The organism is Acidimicrobiia bacterium (assembly GCA_018057765.1).
Lineage (GTDB): Bacteria > Actinomycetota > Acidimicrobiia > IMCC26256 > JAGPDB01 > JAGPDB01.
Genome location: JAGPDB010000008.1, coordinates 1 through 17,150 on the forward strand (window position 1 = coordinate 1; position 17,150 = coordinate 17,150).

Genomic DNA, 17,150 nt, shown 5'->3' on the forward strand with positions numbered 1-17,150 from the left:
ATGAATAAAGATTATGCAAAAGCACAATTAAAGAATAGGGCAAAAGCTAGCCAAAGTTAAATTAGAGCAGGTTTTTAATTTGTGTTTGCCGGAATTTAATTGCATCTGCAATATGTTTTGGCAATATATCTAGATGGATAAAACGAACTGCATATGTATTGGCAGATGACACAAATCCAATACCAATATAATTGTTTTGAATTAATTTTGATATTTGACGATTAAAATTTTCATTAGGATCATCGCTGTATTCTACTTTTAGTAAGAAATTAGTATTATTTCTTGATATCAATTCATCAATTTGGCTGTCATCATATTTAACCTCATCATCATTTGAACTTATATATTTATTAAAATCGTTCGGAAAATTTAGATCATTAACATATAGTAACCTGTCATTTTTAATGCCATCTCCAAAAAACCCTGGTGCATCAACAGCCAGTATAAAACCACAAGACAAATAGCTTTTAATACTTGGCAGGTTTTGGTGTTTAATTGTTGAACACAAAACTGCAGTATCGTGCTCTTTGGCCATTTCGATACGTTTGTGTAAAAGTTCTTTTTGTAGACCACTGCCTCTATAGCCTTCATCCACTGCATCTGCTTCGAGTAAAGCGTACTCAAGCGGAAAGTTACTGTGAAACTTAGTACCTAAAATATCAGTGTGATTAAATAAAATGGTTGATTCGCTAACCAGTTTATTATTTATATTAACATGGCCAAAAAGTACAGCTCCGGTTTTTAAAAATGAAATAAAATCATCAGTACTAAATGGAGTCACTGTAGCTTCAAAAATCTGCTTATCTAATCTTGCAAATTGTATTACTAATGGATCATCAGGACTGTCAACCCTGATTAGTTTTAGATACTCCATTTATTTAATTAACTTTATTTGGAATATCGCCTTTAGCCATTGATACCACTGCTTCAATTGATTTATCCATACTATTTCTTAGTGAATTATCAGTTGTCCAAGCATATTGTGGTGCTGCCCAAACATTTCCATCATACTTATTAAAATTTTCTGGAGTTTCATCTTCGAAGGCATAACCAAATAATTCATTATTAGCAACACGCTTTAAAAGTAGATCATGATTATAATCTCTATGAGTTACTGCTATAAAAATAGCATCATTTTTCATAGACAATATGTGCTTATCGCTGATCAGTTTATTTGTATCATCATTTGAAGCCATCACAGGAACAACTACATCACAAGAACTAAAGATCTCATCAAGTTCACAATATTGATATGAAGCACTTCGAGTTGACTTTGACCAATATTTAACATTCATGCCAATACCCTGAGCCAAAGCTCCAAGGGCACTTCCTATATTTCCAAGACCTATTATTCCAATAGTTTTGTCTTTTAGATCAAAACCCTTATAAGTAATAAAGTCAGAACCAAAATTCAGTGGGAAACCAGCCTTTAACATTAGAGGGATTTTTCTAGCAGTCGCTAGCATCATCATCATTGTCCATTCAGCAACTGACTCTGTGACAAAATTACGAATGTTAGCTACAGGGATTCCTTTTTCATCGGCATATGATGTATCAACATAACTAAATGATGTAGATTCTAAGACAATTCCTTTCAAATTAGGTATATTTTTATAATCATCAGTAGTTATACTCCAGCCAACAAAATCTGGATTAATTAACAAAATGCGATCTTGGTCACCTTCATATAGAGATTCAATTTCCTGCATAGGCACTATTTCAGAAATTACCTCTAGCTCTAAACCCGCATTCTTGAGTAATTCTCCGTGAGTATCATTAAATAGTTCATTCCAAAGTGGGTCTAAAGCAAAAAGTTTCATGATTACACTTTAGTGTAAATTTAATTCGAGCAACAGCCTAGTGCGAATCTACTTTCAAGGTTTTAAATAATTTTGGAACAAAAATCATTGTAATAACTAAACATAATGTCGCGTTAAAGATAAATGCTCCTTGAAGACCAAATATGGAAATAGAAATTCCTGCCAAAACATCACTAACCGATAGACCGAAAAAGAATACAAATGAAGTTATTGACAAAATAGTTGCTTGTTCAAATCTTTCAGATTTGGTTTGTAAATATGTTTGTATTGAAGTCTCAGGCAATGCAAATGAAATGGATTGAATGATTACAACTACTAAAGCTACCCAGATGTTTAAGAATACCGCCAAGACCGTTACAGTGCAGGTAGTAATAAAATATGTGAGTATTGATAGTTTAATTACATCATCACGTTTTGAACGTTTACCAAATTTTAAAGAACCATAGGTACTAAATATTGAAGTAACCCCATAAAAGATACCGATATAAGCAATATTGAGATTACTAGTTTTATATATAACTTGAAATAATCTCCAAGCAAAATCACCGATCGCACCCATAGAAAAAATCACTAAGATAAAAAGCACAGACTCTTTATTAGATAAGATTTTTTTAAATGTAGCAAACATTAACAAGAATGCACTTTTTTCTTCTGGAGTAACATTATTGTCAGGAATAAATATGACACTTAATCCAGAACAAAAGATGGTAATTATGGTTAAGAGCATTGGCAAAGTTGGCGATACCGTAAATAAATAAGATCCTAACGGCATTGCTACAATTCGAAATACATAGTACCAAGCTTTTGATTTAGAACGAAATCCATCATATAAATCCATAGCATTAGCTAAGTGGCTTTCCTCATATACCATTGCGTCAATAGAACCCGACCTGAAAGCATTTCCCAGACCAGCAATTGCTGAACCAATAAAATACCAATAAGTTGGAATGCGCAATAGCCAAATACCATACCCAACTAATAATAAAATTATCCCTAAAATATAAGATATTTTTCTTCCATATCTATCGCCAAAGGCTCCCGCAGGGATCTCGAAAAAGGCAGTGAGAAAATTTACTCCGTAAAATGCAAGTAAAGTAGTCGTTATTGTTAATCCCAAATATTGATTTCCATAAAATAATATAATTGGAATATGAAAACTTGGGCTGTCGAAAGTATTTGCAATATATGCAGCAAATTTAATTCTTGTTTTTACCATAGCTAACTAAGATCCTAGACTTTTTAATATAGTTGTGCGCCTAATACTGGTTCATGTTCTGGAGATACTAGTGTTAATAAGCCTCCACCCGAAATACCCTGATTCACATTGCCTGGTTTGGTCGTTGCTAAACCAAGAGTTAATACTTCTGATATGAATGGGCCAATTTGGCGTGGTGGAAAGTTAACAACAGCTAATACATATTTACCAATTAACGTTTCAGGAGTATACAAATCTGTTATTTGTGCAGAAGATTTTTTTACACCAATTTCTGATCCAAAATCTATGGCTAATTTATAGGCCGGTTTTTTAGCTTGTGGAAATTCATTAGCTTCTAGTATTTTTCCTACACAAATTTTTACCTTTTCAAAATCTTCATAAGATATTAAATCTGACTCAATCATGAAATTACCCTCTTAAAATAGTTCGTTGCTAGTATTGCTATCGTTGGATTCTTCGACTTCGTTTACAATGCCATTAGATGCTTTACTTTGACTATTTTCCATAACATTTTCAACTTCAAAACGTACTGCCTCAATTCTTTTTTGACATAGTGTAATTAGCTCATGTGCGCGCTTAACATTTTGTGCAAGCTCATCTATATCAACACCTCTATCTTCAACCTTCGAAACAATGGTTTCTAATTCAGCCATCGCATCTTTATAAGAAATATCTTTGTTTTGTTTTGTTTTTGTTGGTGTCATTACTTATTTTCTTTCTTTTCTTTAACAGTTGAAATGATTTCTCCATCACTTAATCTTGTTGTTATATTTTCGTTGTTTTCAATATCATCAATACTTGATATAACCTTACCTTTATCATTTAGCGTTAAAGAATAACCTCGTTCTACAACTCGCATAGGATCATGTGCATGTATAAGTTTCTTTAATGCAAGTAAGTTTTGTGTATCTCTATCAAATATATTAGAAACTTTGTCTTTAATTAAAAGTGCTATAGATTTTAACCCTTCTGATGATTTATCTAGAAGATAATTTACCTCACCTAACTTTTGAGAAATATTTGCAAGCCTTGTCTCGCTAGTAAATATTCTATCTAGTGAAGTCGTATCGATAGATTCCTTTAGCGAAAGCATATTAGAAATTGAAGTTTGTATCATTTCAATAATATATTGTGCACATGCTGTAGGTGTTTTTAAATGGATAAATGCAGTTTCGTCGGCTACTGAAATATCTATTTGATGACCCAAGCCTGTGAGTACCGGCTTGTTCGCAGCAATAATTGAACGTGCAACCTTCTCAGTATCGAATGTAGCTAAATCAGCTTTTGATCCACCACCTCGACACAGTAAAATAATATCTCCATCTATTTTATTTGCCAGTTCAAATGCACGTGCAACAGAGTCTGGCGCTTCACTACCCTGCATCAAAGCATTTATAACTTTAACATTAAAGCCAATTTCACTTTGTTTTAACTGATCTAATACATCAGCATGAGCAGCAGAACCCACAGAAGTGATCAGTATAAGCTTCAAAGGAAATCCACTAAGCTCAAGTTGAGTATTTGCTTTTAATATACCTTCGTTGTGAAGTTTCATCAAGAGTTCCCGGCGAGCTATAGCAATTTGGCCTAAAGAAAATTGTGTATCTACATCACTAACATGTAATGACATTTTGCCGAACGGTGCATAAAAATCTGGACGTACTTTTATACGAACTTCACGATCTTCAGCTAATATTTCACGCAAATTAGCTTTGATCTTTTGTGCTTGCCATTTCAGTAAGGTACAAGGAATTACACTAGGGCTTGAGGCCTTAGTACCAGAATCGACTAGATCAAAATATATATGTCCGCTAGTATGGAAACGTAGTTTTTGAACATCACCTTTAACCCAAACTTCATCTGGAAAAGAAGTAGATACTGCTAATGAGATTGCTTCGTTGATTTCTTTTACAGAAAAAGTGCGATCATTCACTGCAATAGAATCATCGTCTACAAATCGATCAATTTCTGTACTAAAAGGCATTAAAACATTATACTTAGAGATAAGTAGATTTTAAAGCCAGCTAGAATCAAGTACCCAATATGACGAATTTCCTTTTTTTACATGCACACCCTGATGATGAAGCTATTTTTACTGGTGGAACAATCAAAAAACTAGCTAATGACGGACATAATGTGCACGTTGTTTTTGCAACTGGAGGTGAGCTAGGGAAAAAATTAAATAGTGAACAGAATATTCTAGATACAAGATTTGAAGAATCTCAAAATGCGTGTAAGATTTTAAACGTAAGCTCATTTGAATTTTTGGGATATCATGATTCAGGTTTAGATAAAGATGATTTCCCAGAAAATGCTTTTGCTAAGTGCGATATAGATGAAGCATCTAAAAAGCTTAATTTTTTTATAGAAAGTAAATCTATAGACGTTTTTATTTGTGATGATGAGTATGGCATTTATGGACATCCTGATCATCTTCAAGCCCATTTAGTAGGGGTTGCATCATCAATCTTGGTTAAAGAATTTTATAATACAACTGTCGATCGAGAATATTTACATTTTGTTGAAACTCATTTAGTAGAAGAGGCAAATATTGCACATGCCTCTACATTAGATTTAGCCAGAACGACTTTGGGAATGTCTAGTGTTGAAATTGCTCACACGATATCAGTTAACGATGCACTAGCCGAGAAAAGAAAAGCAATGAAAGCACATGCGAGCCAGATTGACGATACTTCGTCAGCTTTAATTCTAAATAACGATCAATTTAGAGCGGTATACGGTTATGAGTGGTTCATCGGTTTCAATGAGGATTCGAGATCGAACTCACTTTTGAAATATTGTATTTGATAATTATATTAAAGGAAAACATATGAGTATTATTAATAATCGTAAAAATAGCGCAGTAGGTGTTAAAGAAACTTATGTAGCCTTATTAACTGGAGCGCTTTTGCTCGACGTACGCGAGATCGAAGAGTTCGAAGCGGGACATGTACAAGGTGCTATTAATATTCCCTTGAGTGAACTCAACGAAAGATATATTGAATTAGACAAAAATGATGAAATACATATTATATGTAAAAGTGGAGGCCGTTCAGGTCAAGCAACCGAATTTTTGGCTAGTGCTGGTTATAATGTAAGAAATGTTTCAGGTGGTTCACTGGATTGGTATAGCGAAGAACTTCCCTTCATATCTGAAAACGGCGAAGAACCAACTGTCTTATAATTTTAGTGTCGTTGATGCTAACGGGCGCTTTCGTTATCGAGAAGCCAGCGCTTGACTTTAAGGCCAGTTTCATCCATACCCATATATCCACCCAATTCACCACTAGCTCGCACCACGCGATGACAGGGGATCAATAGAGGCAAAGGATTCTTGCGCATTGCTGTTCCAACTGCACGCGCTGCCTTTTCGTTACCAGCCAATGCAGCAAGTTCTTGATACGAGATAGTTGTTCCGCTTGGTACATCTTTTAATAGCGTGTCATAGACTCTGTAAGTAAATGTACCATTGCCCGCAACATCTTTTAGATCGATACCACAAACTTTGATCATATTTTTCCATGCGATTTCAACTTCTTTTTTTGAACCACCAGAAAAATAATCCATAACTGAATCAATAATATCTTGTTGTCTTTTTAGAGAGATATCATCTTCTTCTCTGCGATAAGAGCCTTGCCAACCTGGCATAACAAATTCAACAACACGGCCATTTTGTGTAACAATCTCAATTGAGCCTATTGGAGTATTTGCAAAAAATGACATTTACTAAACGAATTGCTTAATGTCAGCTTGTTTCTCACCAACAGCTTTAGCAGCATTTAATAGATCTTGCTTTTCATCTTCAGCTAAATCAAGTTCAACAACTTTTTCTACACCACTACGACCAATTACTGCAGGAACACCTAGATAAACATCGTTTATTCCGTATTCACCATTCATGTAAGCGCATACAGGCATTTGTTCTTTAGTATCTTGCGCAACTGCTTGAACCATTCTCGCAGCAGCAGCACTTGGTGCATAATAAGCAGAACCAGTTTTTAGTAATCCAACAATTTCAGCGCCACCGTCGCGTGTACGTTGAACTAGTTGATCGATTTCTTCATTGCTTAAAACATCAGTTAATGCTTTGCCATCTACTTTTACTAATGAAGGAACAGGAACCATAGTGTCACCGTGGCTACCCAAAGTCATTGCCTCAATTTTATTTGCCGGCACTCCACATTTTTGTGCAACAAAATATTTAAAACGCGCAGTATCTAACATTCCAGCTTGACCCATAACTTTTGATTTATCAAAACCAGAAACAGCTGATGCAAGTGCTGTCATTTCATCAAGTGGATTAGAGACAACAATTAAAACAGCATTTGGTGATACACCAGATAGTTTCTCGGTAACATCGGAAACAATACCTGCATTTACTTCAAGTAGATCCATACGACTCATCCCTGGCTTGCGAGGCATTCCAGCTGTAATCACACATATGTCAGAATCGGCAGTCTCTTCATATGAATTTGTACCAATAATATTTGTTTGAAAGCCTTCAATTGATTGTGCTTGATTCATATCTAAAGCTAAACCTTGTGGTTTACCTTCGAGGATATCAACCATCACCACTTCTTGTGCATAATTTGCTTCAGCAATTCTTTGAACTGTTGTAGAACCATAAAAACCCGCACCAACAACTGTAATTTTCATTTTATCTCCTATATAGAATTATTTATAAATAAATTCTAATGGAACAATCCATCTAATACTATTTGTGTGTCCACTAGGTTTCCATCAAATAGAGTTCCTCCCAAAGGTGTATCATCTAAACGTGGCGATACTGTTAAATCACGCATATCAATAAAGCAATCAACTTCTATACCGAATATATTTGTTTGAAAATCTGTTTCAATTCCAGCACCTGTTATGCTATTAGCGACTACAAGTCCTAATTCGCCTAAGGGATCTTTAAAAACTGTTTCCAAGTTTTCATCAAACTCAAACCTATTTCTTAATAAATTATTTAAATAAACCTCAATACCTTCTTCAAAACCAACACTTCTTTCCAGCAAAACTTGAAGACCTGCAATTGCTATTATATTGCGGAGTAAATTATCGTTTGGCTTCCCTATAGTTTGGATTAATCTCGAGAGTTCTATCAATTCTTTATTGCTAAAAGAACCCATTTTTTCCTTGATACAATTTAGAAGTTTAACTTCATCGTCGCCATAGGTGATTATATGCCTTTTTTCATCTTGCATTAACACTATAACCCTTAATTGACCGTTTCGATAGCTTTATTCTAATTAGGATATATTGTTTAATCAAATTTATTAATGTTCAGTTACATTCTTTCAATCATAGCTTGACCAAACTCATATGTGCCTACTTCGCTAGCTTCATCCATTGCGCGCGCAAAATCATATGTAACTACCCTATCGACAATAGTTCGCTCTAGAGCCGTTGTTATAGTACTAGCCACATCATCCCATCCTAAATGTTCGAACATCATTACACCTGACAAAATTACAGAACCAGGATTAACCTTATTTTGTCCGGCATACTTAGGAGCAGTACCATGAGTAGCCTCAAATACCCCATGACCAGTTGTGTAGTTTATATTTCCACCAGGAGCAATACCAATACCGCCAACTTGAGCAGCCAAAGCATCAGATAGATAATCGCCATTTAAATTACAGGTAGCCAAAACATCAAATTGTTTAGGGTTCAATAAAGTTTGTTGAAAACAATTATCAGCAATGACATCCTGTACAAGAATTTTATCTCCAGGATCGCCCCCACAATCCTCCCAAGAAACGTGAGTATCACTAAATTCTTCTTTGAGTAGGTCATAGCCCCAACGCATAAATGCGCCTTCTGTAAATTTTTGAATATTACCTTTATGAACTAGTGCAACATTTTTGCGACCACGAGCAATACTATATTGATATGCAGCTCGAATTAAACGTTTAGAACCAAATTCGCTAATAGGTTTTACCCCTACACCAGAACCATCCCGTATATCCCAATTAAAAGTATCATGTAAATATTCAATAAGCTTGACAGCTTGTGGAGTATTGGCTTCAAGTTCTAAACCTGCATAAATATCTTCTGTGTTCTCACGAAAAATAACCATATCGACATCTTGCGGTTTCTTAACAGGGCTAGGAACACCTTCGAAATACTTAACAGGTCGAAGACAAACATATAGATCTAAAATTTGTCGTATTGCAACATTGAGCGATCTTATGCCACCACCTACAGGAGTTGTGAGCGGTCCTTTAATTCCTACTAAATATTTTTCAAATGCCTCAATAGTACTGCCAGGCAACCATTCACCAGTTTCATCAAATGCTTTTTGTCCTGCTAATACTTTTAGCCACTCAACTTTTTTCGTATCACCAAAACATTTTTTTATAGCAGCGTCAAACACAGCTTGAGCAGCAGGCCAAATATCAATACCAATACCATCGCCTTCAATATATGGGATGATCGGATCATCAGGTACATTTAGAGTTAGGTCGTCATTTAGAGTTAAAGAATTAGGCATGCTTTAAGTTTAGCGCAACAACATATTGCCAATGTACACTATCGGTTAATTAGTAAAAGAGAAATTGTAAAAATATAGACCAAAGCTACAGGAACAATAAATGTAACAATATCTTGAACTCGCGGTTTAGAAACTGTTGTTTGATTATATGCGCATCTAGGACATTTGATAGAAGCGGTATTTTTAACTTCTATGATGTTAGAGTCATATGAAAATTCGTGATTGCAGAGATCACATGTGATCAATTCTACCGTTAAGGGTAAATCTGGTGTCGTCGGAATAGCCTGCGTCATTATAGAAATATTATTACACATTCTGGAGCTGATATCAGAATAATCTCAAGAAATTTTATTCTATATAATTATGTTTCAATACTATATATACAAAAGAGTCAAAATAGTAGCTTTACTTATTAGTCAGACTATGTGACAATTAAAAATACATGGACGTTCAAGATATTAATCAGCATACAACTACGGAAATTATCGCAGAAATCAGCTGTTTAGCACACCTTCTTAAAGGTGCACAAGCGTTAGAACTTTTGCGTGTTACTGCTTCGAAACGCGGTAAAGAGCTAGCTGCTGATCCTATGCTTCCAGATGTTATTGGCGTCCTTTATTTTCGTGAAGAATCACAAGGATTAGAAGAAGTATTGAATGAGATGATTAAAAACCACTCTAAAGAATTAGCTTCAAATCCAAATTTAGGTGTGGTCATTAAAATTCTAGCGATGACAGATCAAAATGGAATTGCTACAGAATTAATTGCTTCTACGGCTTCAAGACACACAGGGGAATTTTTGTCTTGTCCAACTATTAGTGAAGGTATGGCGGCTTATGAACGCAAAGCTACTACCACAGAAATGTACGGCGAGGTACATAACTTTTTAGATGGTATTTCCGAATGGCTAAAGTCAGATCGCGACTCTGAACAATTCCCGACTCCTCCAAAACTAGATAATATTCCTCTAAACTCTGGTATTGCACCTGATGCTGTTGGTTTGCCATTTTAAGATTTTTCAGCCGCATCTACAGTATTACGCAACAGCATAGCGATGGTTGTTGGTCCTACCCCACCAATACGTGGTGTCATAAATGATGCTTTTTCTGCACAATCTTCACTAATATCTGGGATAAGTACTCTATTCTCATCAAACGTCATCCCCGCACTTACAAGAACAGCACCTTGTTTAATCATGTCCGGCATAATAATATTTGGGACTCCAACTGCTGCGACAATAACATCGGCCTGTTTTGTATAATATGAAATATCGTCCGAACCTGTATGAACAATAGTTACAGTGGCATTAGCGTTTTCTTCTTTAAGTGTTAAGAGATTTGCAAGAGGTCGTCCAATTGTTAAACCGCGTCCAACAATCACAACGTGTTTGCCTGCAATCGATACGCCATTTTCTGCCAGAAGCGACTGGATACCAACAGGAGTACATGGGCGAGGTGCCTTAACTCCCATAACTAGCTTTCCTAAATTAATAGGATGCAAACCATCGGCATCTTTTTTTGGATCAATAGCCAACAAAGCCTGCTCTTCGTCACATTGTTTAGGTAACGGCAGCTGAACTATAAAGGCATTAATTTTCGGGTTGGCATTCATCAATTCAATTGCAGCGATAACTTGCGCTTGAGTTGCATTATCGTCAAGTTCAATATGATGCGAAGTCATTCCAACTTCTTCACACGCTTTATGTTTTCTACGAACATAACTTTGAGAATTAAGATCTGAACCTACAAGTATTGTTCCTAAGCCAGGCTCTATACCATCGTTTTTTAATTTTTCAACACGAATTTTTAAACGCGCTTTTTCATCTTCTAAAAAATCTTTACCGCTTAATATTTTTGCTGTCATATTTTAATTCTAACTTCTAAACTGTGGATAACTAGCCATGCAAGAACAGACCCTTAAGGCCGAGCTACTAATGTCTAAAGTGTCGAGTACCAGTAAAGATCATTGCAATATTATGCTCATTTGCAGCAGCTATTACTTCTTCATCACGCATTGAACCACCGGGCTGTATAACTACCTCTACACCATTAACAGCTGCAGCATCTATTCCATCACGGAATGGGAAAAATGCATCAGAAGCACAAACTCCTCCGCGCCCTCGCACGCCTGCTTTACATGCAGAGATTTCTGCAGCATGTACCCTACTTTGTTGTCCAGCACCAATACCAACAGCTTGACCATCTTTAGAAATTACAATTGCATTTGAAGATGTAGCTGCACAGACCTTCCATGCAAACTTAGCTTCTTTTAATTCAGCTTCGCTAGGTTGGCGTTCTGTAACTACTTTCCAATCATCAATTTGATCTGCAAAATCATCAGCGGTTTGTGACAAAAATGCGCCATCAATATGTTTTAATTCCCAACCCACTTTATTAGGCTTTGATGCAGAAATAACTCGCATATTTTTTTTCTTTGCGCAAATGTCCATGGCTTCTTTTGAAATACTTGGGGCAACAATAACTTCTGTAAAATTTCCTCCAATAGTTTCAGCTGTATCTGCATCAAGTTCACGATTCAAAGCAACAACTCCGCCAAAAGCAGAAACATCATCACAAGCAAATGCACGCTTGTAAGCATCGTCATTATCTGTACCCGTCGCAACACCACATGGGTTAGCGTGTTTAACAACAACACAAGCAATGTCCTCAAATTCATTTACTAAAGACCATGCAGCTTGCACATCAAGATAGTTAATATAACTCAAAGCTTTACCTTGATGTATTTCCATCTCTTGTGGCCAGGAATGATCGTGATTAATATGATCATAGATTGCAGCTTTTTGATGAGGATTCTCACCGTATCGCAAAGTACTTCTTTTCTCTAAAGCAACAACAATATTTTGGGGAAGATCACCAGAGTCTTTAGTTTCGTTATTACACATCCATTCGACAATTGCTGCATCAAAACTTGCAGTAGTAACAAATGCTTCACGTGCTAATTTAGCTCTTAAAGTATCACTTAATTTATTTGTATTATTCTTTAATTCATCTAAAACTTCTCCATATTGATCCGGAGAAGTTATAACACCAACGTGTGCATGATTTTTAGCAGCTGCACGAATCATTGCAGGCCCACCTATATCGATAGTTTCAATACCAGGATTCTCTACGAAAGGGTAAAGATTTACAACCACTATACCAAAAGGTTCAATACCAAAAGTAGCAAGATCATTCATGTGTGATTCTTTATCAAGATCAGCAAGAATACCTCCATGAATTTTTGGATGCAAAGTAACAACTCGATGTTCTAGCATTATAGGCATACCTGTAACATCTTCAACAGTGATAACTTTTATACCAGCATTAGCAATTTCGAGAGCTGTTCCACCACTAGAAACTATTTCTATACCAAGATCACTAAGAGCTCGAGCAAAATCTACAACTCCGGTTTTATCGAAACAAGATATTAGAGCTCGTTTTACTTCATGTATTTCTGTCATTATTATGTCTTTCTTTTCTAGTCTTATGCTTGAATTTATATCACTTTTTTATGCTTAAATTCTCCAATTAATAATTCAAGTTACAAAATTGTCGAATTGTTTGAGGATACAAACGGTGTTCTTCTTTTTGGATTCTTTCATGTAGCGAATCCTCATCATCATCTTCAAGAACCGGAACAGTCGATTGTGCAAGTATTGGCCCATCATCAACGAATTCTGTTACGACATGAACAGTGCATCCGCTTACACGCACTCCTTCATCGATAGCATTTTGCACTGCATGAGCACCTTTAAAGCTAGGTAATAAACTCGGATGAATATTTAATATACGATTCGGATAAGCATCGAAGATATCTTTAGAAAGAATTGTCATAAACCCTGCTAATACAATTAGTTCAATAGCATTTGATTTTAGTTCTTCTACAATTTTTCTTGTTAACTCTTCACGTTTGGACTTATATTGAGATTTATTAATTACAACTGTTTTTATATTAAGTTTTTTTGCTCTTTCTAACCCAAACACATCAGGACGATCGGACATAACCAAAGAAACAGGGATACCATCATCGATAATGGATTGTAAATTTGAACCCGAACCTGAAATCAGCACAGCAATTTTAGGAAATTCAAAATCTTCATAGTTGGATTTATTATTCGATGTTCCGATGTATACATTTTCTCACATTTATACGACTAATAGCGAAACGTATTGGATAGTAAAAATGATTTATACTATTTAATTATTAGTTGAATAATAATAATTAAATCCATTTGAGTCACTATTTATAAGTACAAGCACTCCAATAATTATCGCGATAACCAATCCAATGATACCTAGTACAAGTCCAGCAGTAGCAAAGCCCTTACCAACAACACTACCATTAGATTTCTTAATACGTTTCATGCCGACTAGCCCCAAAACGATTGCTAGTACATCAAGAACCCATACTAAGATCCAGCAGCAACTACCCAAAAGACCAATAATACCTATAATCATAGATGCAATTGATAGTCCATCATTTTTCGGACCAGAAACATTATATCCTTGAGCATTTCCATAATATGTACCTACACCCGGTGCACTTGGTGGCGGAGGTGGTGTTGGCATACCTGTTTGCGGTGGTATAGGCGCTATAGGTGCAGCAGGAACAGGCTGTGTTGGCTCAGATGGAGTCTGTTCTGGTGTGTGCGGAGGTGGGACCGGAGGAGGAGTGGAATTTTTCGAAGGATCATTGTCCCAAGGATTTTCATTATTACCAAAATTATCGTTATCTACCATGAGAGTCTTTCGTTTAAAGTTAACTATAACTTTAACTAGTTTTTATTTATTATTGGTGGATGTTCAAATATTAAAGTTCTATATTGCCATTTAGAATCTAATAAACATTAAAACAACAGATATCTTTGCATTAATTGCAAGGATTTAGATATTCTCTAGCACTTTGGCCATAGCAGCACCAATCTCAGTTGGATTCATAACTACTGTCGCTCCAGCTTTAGTTAGTGCATCCATTTTTGATTGAGCTGTACCTTTACCACCAGAAATTATCGCTCCAGCATGTCCCATTTTTTTACCAGCAGGCGCAGTAACACCAGCAACATAAGCAACAACCGGTTTAGTCATTTTCTCAGCAATATATTGTGCTGCTTCTTCTTCTGCGGTACCACCAATTTCACCGATCATAATTACAGCTTTAGTTTCAGGGTCTGCTTCAAAAGCCTCAAGACAATCTATGTGACTAACTCCAGGTACTGGGTCGCCACCGATACCTACACAAGTTGTTTGGCCAATTCCAAGCTGAGTTAATTCATGTACTGCTTGATAGGTGAGGGTACCCGAACGAGAAACAACACCAACGTTGCCTGTCATAGCTATCTCACCGGGGATAATTCCAATATTGCATTCACCGGGTGTAATAATTCCAGGACAGTTAGGTCCAAGAATTTTAGTGTTTGGATATTCGTTTTTAATTTGATTATAAAATTGTGCTTCATCGTGGCTCGGAACACCTTCTGTAATTACAACAATAAATTCAATTCCAGCTTGTGCGGCCTCTAATACAGCAGCTTTAACTCCAGGAGCAGGAATAAAAATACAACTAGCAGTTGCTCCTGTTGCGTCCATAGCATCTTTTACAGTTGCAAATATCGGAACTCCGTCGACGTTTTCACCAGCTTTTTTAGGATTTGTACCTGCAACAACTTGCGTACCATAATCACGGTTACGCAAACCATGGAATGATCCTTGACTACCAGTCAGACCTTGATAAATAACTTTCGTGTCTTTATTTACGAATATACCCATTTTATTCATTTCTTTCTTTTTTATGTCCGTTTCCTACAGGGTCGGACCCTGTAGTTTCTGTAGTTTGCAGTAATTAACGTTTAGATAATTCAACAGCTTTACGAGCAGCATCTAACATAGTTTCTGCAGCAACAACCATTTCGTTAGGATTAGCATTTAATATAGCTAAACCTTCTTTTACATTCGTACCATCTAGACGAACAACAATAGGAGATTTCAAATCAACTCTTTTTAAAGCTTCGATAACACCATTTGCAACGTCATCACATTTAGTAATTCCACCAAAGATATTTAGCATTATTGCTTTAACTTTTTCATCACTGTTAACAACCTCAATAGCGTTAGCTAAAAGATCTGCACTTGCTCCACCACCAACGTCTAAGAAGTTTGCTGGTCGTCCTTCAACTTGATTTACAACATCAAGTGTAGACATAACAAGACCTGCACCGTTTCCGATAATACCTATCTCGCCATCAAGACCAATATAATTTAAACCTTTTTCTTTTGCCATTTTTTCTCTAGAATCTAATTCTTGAGTTGCTTCGTATGCTTCCCAATCATCGTGGCGAAACATTGCATTTTCATCAAGTGTAACTTTTGCATCTAGCGCGTGAACTTCACCAGTAGGCTTTAAAATTAAAGGGTTTATTTCCGCTAAGTCACAATCACCCTGGACATAAGCAGTGTATAGTTTCATAATGATGTCAATTGCACCTTGTATTGCGGGTTCATCAAGATTCGCGCTATTAACCCATAGTGTGCATTGTTCTAAAGTCAGGCCTAAAGAAGGATCAATCCATATTTTAGATATAGCATCAGGATTCTCTACCGCAATGACTTCAATTTCTACGCCACCTTGCGCACTTAACATACCTAAATGTTTTTTTGCACTGCGATCCAGAGTAAAAGATACATAATATTCTTTCTCAATATCGCTTGCTACTTCTATCCATATAATTTTTACAATATGATCTTTAATATCAAGACCTAAAATGTTGCCAGCATGCTCACGAACTTCATCTTCATTGTTAGCAAGTTTTACTCCACCGGCTTTTCCACGACCACCAACAAGCACCTGTGCCTTAATTACGACAGGATAACCTATTTCATTTGCAATCTTTACGGCTTCTTCAACATTATCTGTAGCTTTACCAGCGCTGACAGGAATGTCATATTTCGCAAAGAGTTCTTTACCTTGATATTCAAGTAGATCCATTTAGTTTCCTTTAATTCTTGTATCCTTCACTATCCTCAGTATGACTGATTAAGCTTGGGCTGAACGACATATACATTACTATCTTGAGCATTTAAGTAACGAAATGAACTTAGATCTTAAAATCAATCAGAATAACATGCACTTCCTGATAGGTATAAGACAACCAACGATGTCTGGTCTTCGCGTTCGTATATCTTTAAAGTAGCCTTTAATCCATTGGATTTATTATTAATATCATAGATATCATTAACTCCTCTAGCGTCTTTGAATTTGTAGCTATTATCTTTTAGATTATTTTTCAAATCGTAATAAAAACTTCTAGCTTCATCTTGAGTATCAAACGAGACTTCTAATTCCAGTTCTGCTTTTCGACCAGTATTAGATCCAATATCTTCAAAAAATGTTAAAGGGCAGTGTGATTCAGTTTCAGTTTCAACGACCGAAGAATCATCAATATAATCATAAACTAATTTTTGTGCCTCAGCTTTTACAGAATTTAGCTTTGAGCTATAGCCAGTTTTTCCCGATGAGCGATTTAGATAAACCAATAACCCGCCACAAATAATAAGAACAGCAAGAACAATGCCCCCCAATATTTTAAGAGTCAACTTAGTACTTTTAGTCATATTTTTATTCT

Annotated in this window: 21 protein-coding genes; 3 read left to right on the plus strand and 18 right to left on the minus strand. The window is 35.9% G+C overall.

Annotation, left to right across the window (positions count from 1 at the left end):
• Positions 1 to 61 precede the first annotated feature (61 nt).
• From KBF89_03915 to xseA, 6 genes are read right to left on the minus strand one after another with little or no spacing between them, the layout of a single operon-like run.
• On the minus strand, positions 62 to 874 hold the full coding sequence (locus tag KBF89_03915; GenBank protein ID MBP9115467.1) for a GNAT family N-acetyltransferase: 813 nt from the start codon (positions 872 to 874) through the stop codon (positions 62 to 64).
• Between the two features lie 4 nt (positions 875 to 878).
• Complete coding sequence (locus KBF89_03920; GenBank protein ID MBP9115468.1) at positions 879 to 1,820, minus strand: hypothetical protein; 942 nt, start codon at positions 1,818 to 1,820, stop codon at positions 879 to 881.
• Between the two features lie 37 nt (positions 1,821 to 1,857).
• The gene (locus KBF89_03925) at positions 1,858 to 3,036 is read right to left on the minus strand and encodes an MFS transporter (protein MBP9115469.1); all 1,179 of its coding nucleotides are present in this window, start codon (positions 3,034 to 3,036) and stop codon (positions 1,858 to 1,860) included.
• 23 nt (positions 3,037 to 3,059) lie between these two features.
• A complete protein-coding gene (locus KBF89_03930) occupies positions 3,060 to 3,440 on the minus strand; it encodes a tRNA-binding protein (GenBank protein MBP9115470.1) in 381 nt (126 codons plus the stop codon).
• Positions 3,441 to 3,452: 12 nt separating this feature from the next.
• Positions 3,453 to 3,740, minus strand: a complete 288-nt coding sequence (xseB, locus tag KBF89_03935) for an exodeoxyribonuclease VII small subunit (protein MBP9115471.1) — start codon at positions 3,738 to 3,740, stop codon at positions 3,453 to 3,455.
• Positions 3,740 to 5,020, minus strand: coding sequence for an exodeoxyribonuclease VII large subunit (xseA, locus tag KBF89_03940; protein MBP9115472.1), 1,281 nt, complete (start codon positions 5,018 to 5,020; stop codon positions 3,740 to 3,742). Before xseA ends, xseB begins: the two co-directional genes overlap by 1 nt.
• Positions 5,021 to 5,079: 59 nt before the next feature.
• Here xseA and KBF89_03945 point away from each other — a divergent pair, with 59 nt between their 5' ends.
• Both KBF89_03945 and KBF89_03950 read left to right on the plus strand, forming a co-directional pair.
• Complete coding sequence (locus tag KBF89_03945) at positions 5,080 to 5,844, plus strand: PIG-L family deacetylase (protein MBP9115473.1); 765 nt, start codon at positions 5,080 to 5,082, stop codon at positions 5,842 to 5,844.
• A gap of 22 nt (positions 5,845 to 5,866) precedes the next feature.
• The gene (locus tag KBF89_03950) at positions 5,867 to 6,220 is read left to right on the plus strand and encodes a rhodanese-like domain-containing protein (protein ID MBP9115474.1); all 354 of its coding nucleotides are present in this window, start codon (positions 5,867 to 5,869) and stop codon (positions 6,218 to 6,220) included.
• Positions 6,221 to 6,237: 17 nt separating this feature from the next.
• On the opposite strand, the gene KBF89_03955 is transcribed toward KBF89_03950, so the two are convergent.
• From KBF89_03955 to KBF89_03975, 5 genes are all read right to left on the minus strand, one after another.
• Complete coding sequence (locus tag KBF89_03955; protein ID MBP9115475.1) at positions 6,238 to 6,684, minus strand: MGMT family protein; 447 nt, start codon at positions 6,682 to 6,684, stop codon at positions 6,238 to 6,240.
• 78 nt (positions 6,685 to 6,762) lie between these two features.
• A complete protein-coding gene (gene mdh, locus KBF89_03960; protein ID MBP9115476.1) occupies positions 6,763 to 7,692 on the minus strand; it encodes a malate dehydrogenase in 930 nt (309 codons plus the stop codon).
• 35 nt (positions 7,693 to 7,727) lie between these two features.
• Positions 7,728 to 8,243, minus strand: coding sequence for a hypothetical protein (locus KBF89_03965; protein MBP9115477.1), 516 nt, complete (start codon positions 8,241 to 8,243; stop codon positions 7,728 to 7,730).
• Positions 8,244 to 8,326: 83 nt separating this feature from the next.
• Positions 8,327 to 9,532, minus strand: a complete 1,206-nt coding sequence (icd, locus tag KBF89_03970; protein MBP9115478.1) for an NADP-dependent isocitrate dehydrogenase — start codon at positions 9,530 to 9,532, stop codon at positions 8,327 to 8,329.
• Positions 9,533 to 9,570: 38 nt separating this feature from the next.
• Entirely contained in the window at positions 9,571 to 9,825 is a 255-nt protein-coding gene (locus KBF89_03975) for a hypothetical protein (GenBank protein MBP9115479.1), read from the minus strand.
• A 149-nt stretch (positions 9,826 to 9,974) separates the two neighbouring features.
• Here KBF89_03975 and KBF89_03980 point away from each other — a divergent pair, with 149 nt between their 5' ends.
• Positions 9,975 to 10,544, plus strand: a complete 570-nt coding sequence (locus KBF89_03980) for a hypothetical protein (GenBank protein MBP9115480.1) — start codon at positions 9,975 to 9,977, stop codon at positions 10,542 to 10,544.
• Here KBF89_03980 and KBF89_03985 read toward each other — a convergent pair.
• The 7 genes from KBF89_03985 to KBF89_04015 all read right to left on the minus strand — a co-directional run bounded on the left by KBF89_03985 (position 10,541) and on the right by KBF89_04015 (position 17,139).
• On the minus strand, positions 10,541 to 11,395 hold the full coding sequence (locus KBF89_03985; GenBank protein MBP9115481.1) for a bifunctional 5,10-methylenetetrahydrofolate dehydrogenase/5,10-methenyltetrahydrofolate cyclohydrolase: 855 nt from the start codon (positions 11,393 to 11,395) through the stop codon (positions 10,541 to 10,543). The genes KBF89_03980 and KBF89_03985 overlap by 4 nt on opposite strands.
• Before the next feature lie 67 nt (positions 11,396 to 11,462).
• Complete coding sequence (gene purH, locus KBF89_03990; GenBank protein MBP9115482.1) at positions 11,463 to 12,992, minus strand: bifunctional phosphoribosylaminoimidazolecarboxamide formyltransferase/IMP cyclohydrolase; 1,530 nt, start codon at positions 12,990 to 12,992, stop codon at positions 11,463 to 11,465.
• Between the two features lie 67 nt (positions 12,993 to 13,059).
• The gene (locus tag KBF89_03995; GenBank protein MBP9115483.1) at positions 13,060 to 13,608 is read right to left on the minus strand and encodes a phosphoribosylglycinamide formyltransferase; all 549 of its coding nucleotides are present in this window, start codon (positions 13,606 to 13,608) and stop codon (positions 13,060 to 13,062) included.
• 120 nt (positions 13,609 to 13,728) lie between these two features.
• A complete protein-coding gene (locus KBF89_04000) occupies positions 13,729 to 14,271 on the minus strand; it encodes a DUF4190 domain-containing protein (protein ID MBP9115484.1) in 543 nt (180 codons plus the stop codon).
• A gap of 144 nt (positions 14,272 to 14,415) precedes the next feature.
• The gene (sucD, locus tag KBF89_04005; GenBank protein MBP9115485.1) at positions 14,416 to 15,297 is read right to left on the minus strand and encodes a succinate--CoA ligase subunit alpha; all 882 of its coding nucleotides are present in this window, start codon (positions 15,295 to 15,297) and stop codon (positions 14,416 to 14,418) included.
• 73 nt (positions 15,298 to 15,370) lie between these two features.
• On the minus strand, positions 15,371 to 16,513 hold the full coding sequence (gene sucC / locus KBF89_04010) for an ADP-forming succinate--CoA ligase subunit beta (protein MBP9115486.1): 1,143 nt from the start codon (positions 16,511 to 16,513) through the stop codon (positions 15,371 to 15,373).
• Between the two features lie 122 nt (positions 16,514 to 16,635).
• Entirely contained in the window at positions 16,636 to 17,139 is a 504-nt protein-coding gene (locus tag KBF89_04015) for a hypothetical protein (protein MBP9115487.1), read from the minus strand.
• Between the last annotated feature and the right edge of the window lie 11 nt (positions 17,140 to 17,150).

Bases quoted from the DNA above. Each gene is read 5' to 3' on its own strand.
- sucC (MBP9115486.1), bottom strand. From the start codon at position 16,513: ATGGATCTACTTGAATATCAAGGTAAAGAACTCTTTGCGAAATATGAC.
- KBF89_03950 (MBP9115474.1), top strand. From the start codon at position 5,867: ATGAGTATTATTAATAATCGTAAAAATAGCGCAGTAGGTGTTAAAGAA.
- xseB (MBP9115471.1), bottom strand. From the start codon at position 3,740: ATGACACCAACAAAAACAAAACAAAACAAAGATATTTCTTATAAAGAT.
- KBF89_03925 (MBP9115469.1), bottom strand. From the start codon at position 3,036: ATGGTAAAAACAAGAATTAAATTTGCTGCATATATTGCAAATACTTTC.
- KBF89_03945 (MBP9115473.1), top strand. From the start codon at position 5,080: ATGACGAATTTCCTTTTTTTACATGCACACCCTGATGATGAAGCTATT.
- KBF89_03975 (MBP9115479.1), bottom strand. From the start codon at position 9,825: ATGACGCAGGCTATTCCGACGACACCAGATTTACCCTTAACGGTAGAA.
- icd (MBP9115478.1), bottom strand. From the start codon at position 9,532: ATGCCTAATTCTTTAACTCTAAATGACGACCTAACTCTAAATGTACCT.
- KBF89_04015 (MBP9115487.1), bottom strand. From the start codon at position 17,139: ATGACTAAAAGTACTAAGTTGACTCTTAAAATATTGGGGGGCATTGTT.
- xseA (MBP9115472.1), bottom strand. From the start codon at position 5,020: ATGCCTTTTAGTACAGAAATTGATCGATTTGTAGACGATGATTCTATT.
- KBF89_03955 (MBP9115475.1), bottom strand. From the start codon at position 6,684: ATGCCAGGTTGGCAAGGCTCTTATCGCAGAGAAGAAGATGATATCTCT.
- KBF89_04000 (MBP9115484.1), bottom strand. From the start codon at position 14,271: ATGGTAGATAACGATAATTTTGGTAATAATGAAAATCCTTGGGACAAT.
- sucD (MBP9115485.1), bottom strand. From the start codon at position 15,297: ATGGGTATATTCGTAAATAAAGACACGAAAGTTATTTATCAAGGTCTG.
- KBF89_03920 (MBP9115468.1), bottom strand. From the start codon at position 1,820: ATGAAACTTTTTGCTTTAGACCCACTTTGGAATGAACTATTTAATGAT.
- KBF89_03930 (MBP9115470.1), bottom strand. From the start codon at position 3,440: ATGATTGAGTCAGATTTAATATCTTATGAAGATTTTGAAAAGGTAAAA.
- KBF89_03980 (MBP9115480.1), top strand. From the start codon at position 9,975: ATGGACGTTCAAGATATTAATCAGCATACAACTACGGAAATTATCGCA.
- mdh (MBP9115476.1), bottom strand. From the start codon at position 7,692: ATGAAAATTACAGTTGTTGGTGCGGGTTTTTATGGTTCTACAACAGTT.
- KBF89_03965 (MBP9115477.1), bottom strand. From the start codon at position 8,243: ATGCAAGATGAAAAAAGGCATATAATCACCTATGGCGACGATGAAGTT.
- purH (MBP9115482.1), bottom strand. From the start codon at position 12,992: ATGACAGAAATACATGAAGTAAAACGAGCTCTAATATCTTGTTTCGAT.
- KBF89_03985 (MBP9115481.1), bottom strand. From the start codon at position 11,395: ATGACAGCAAAAATATTAAGCGGTAAAGATTTTTTAGAAGATGAAAAA.
- KBF89_03915 (MBP9115467.1), bottom strand. From the start codon at position 874: ATGGAGTATCTAAAACTAATCAGGGTTGACAGTCCTGATGATCCATTA.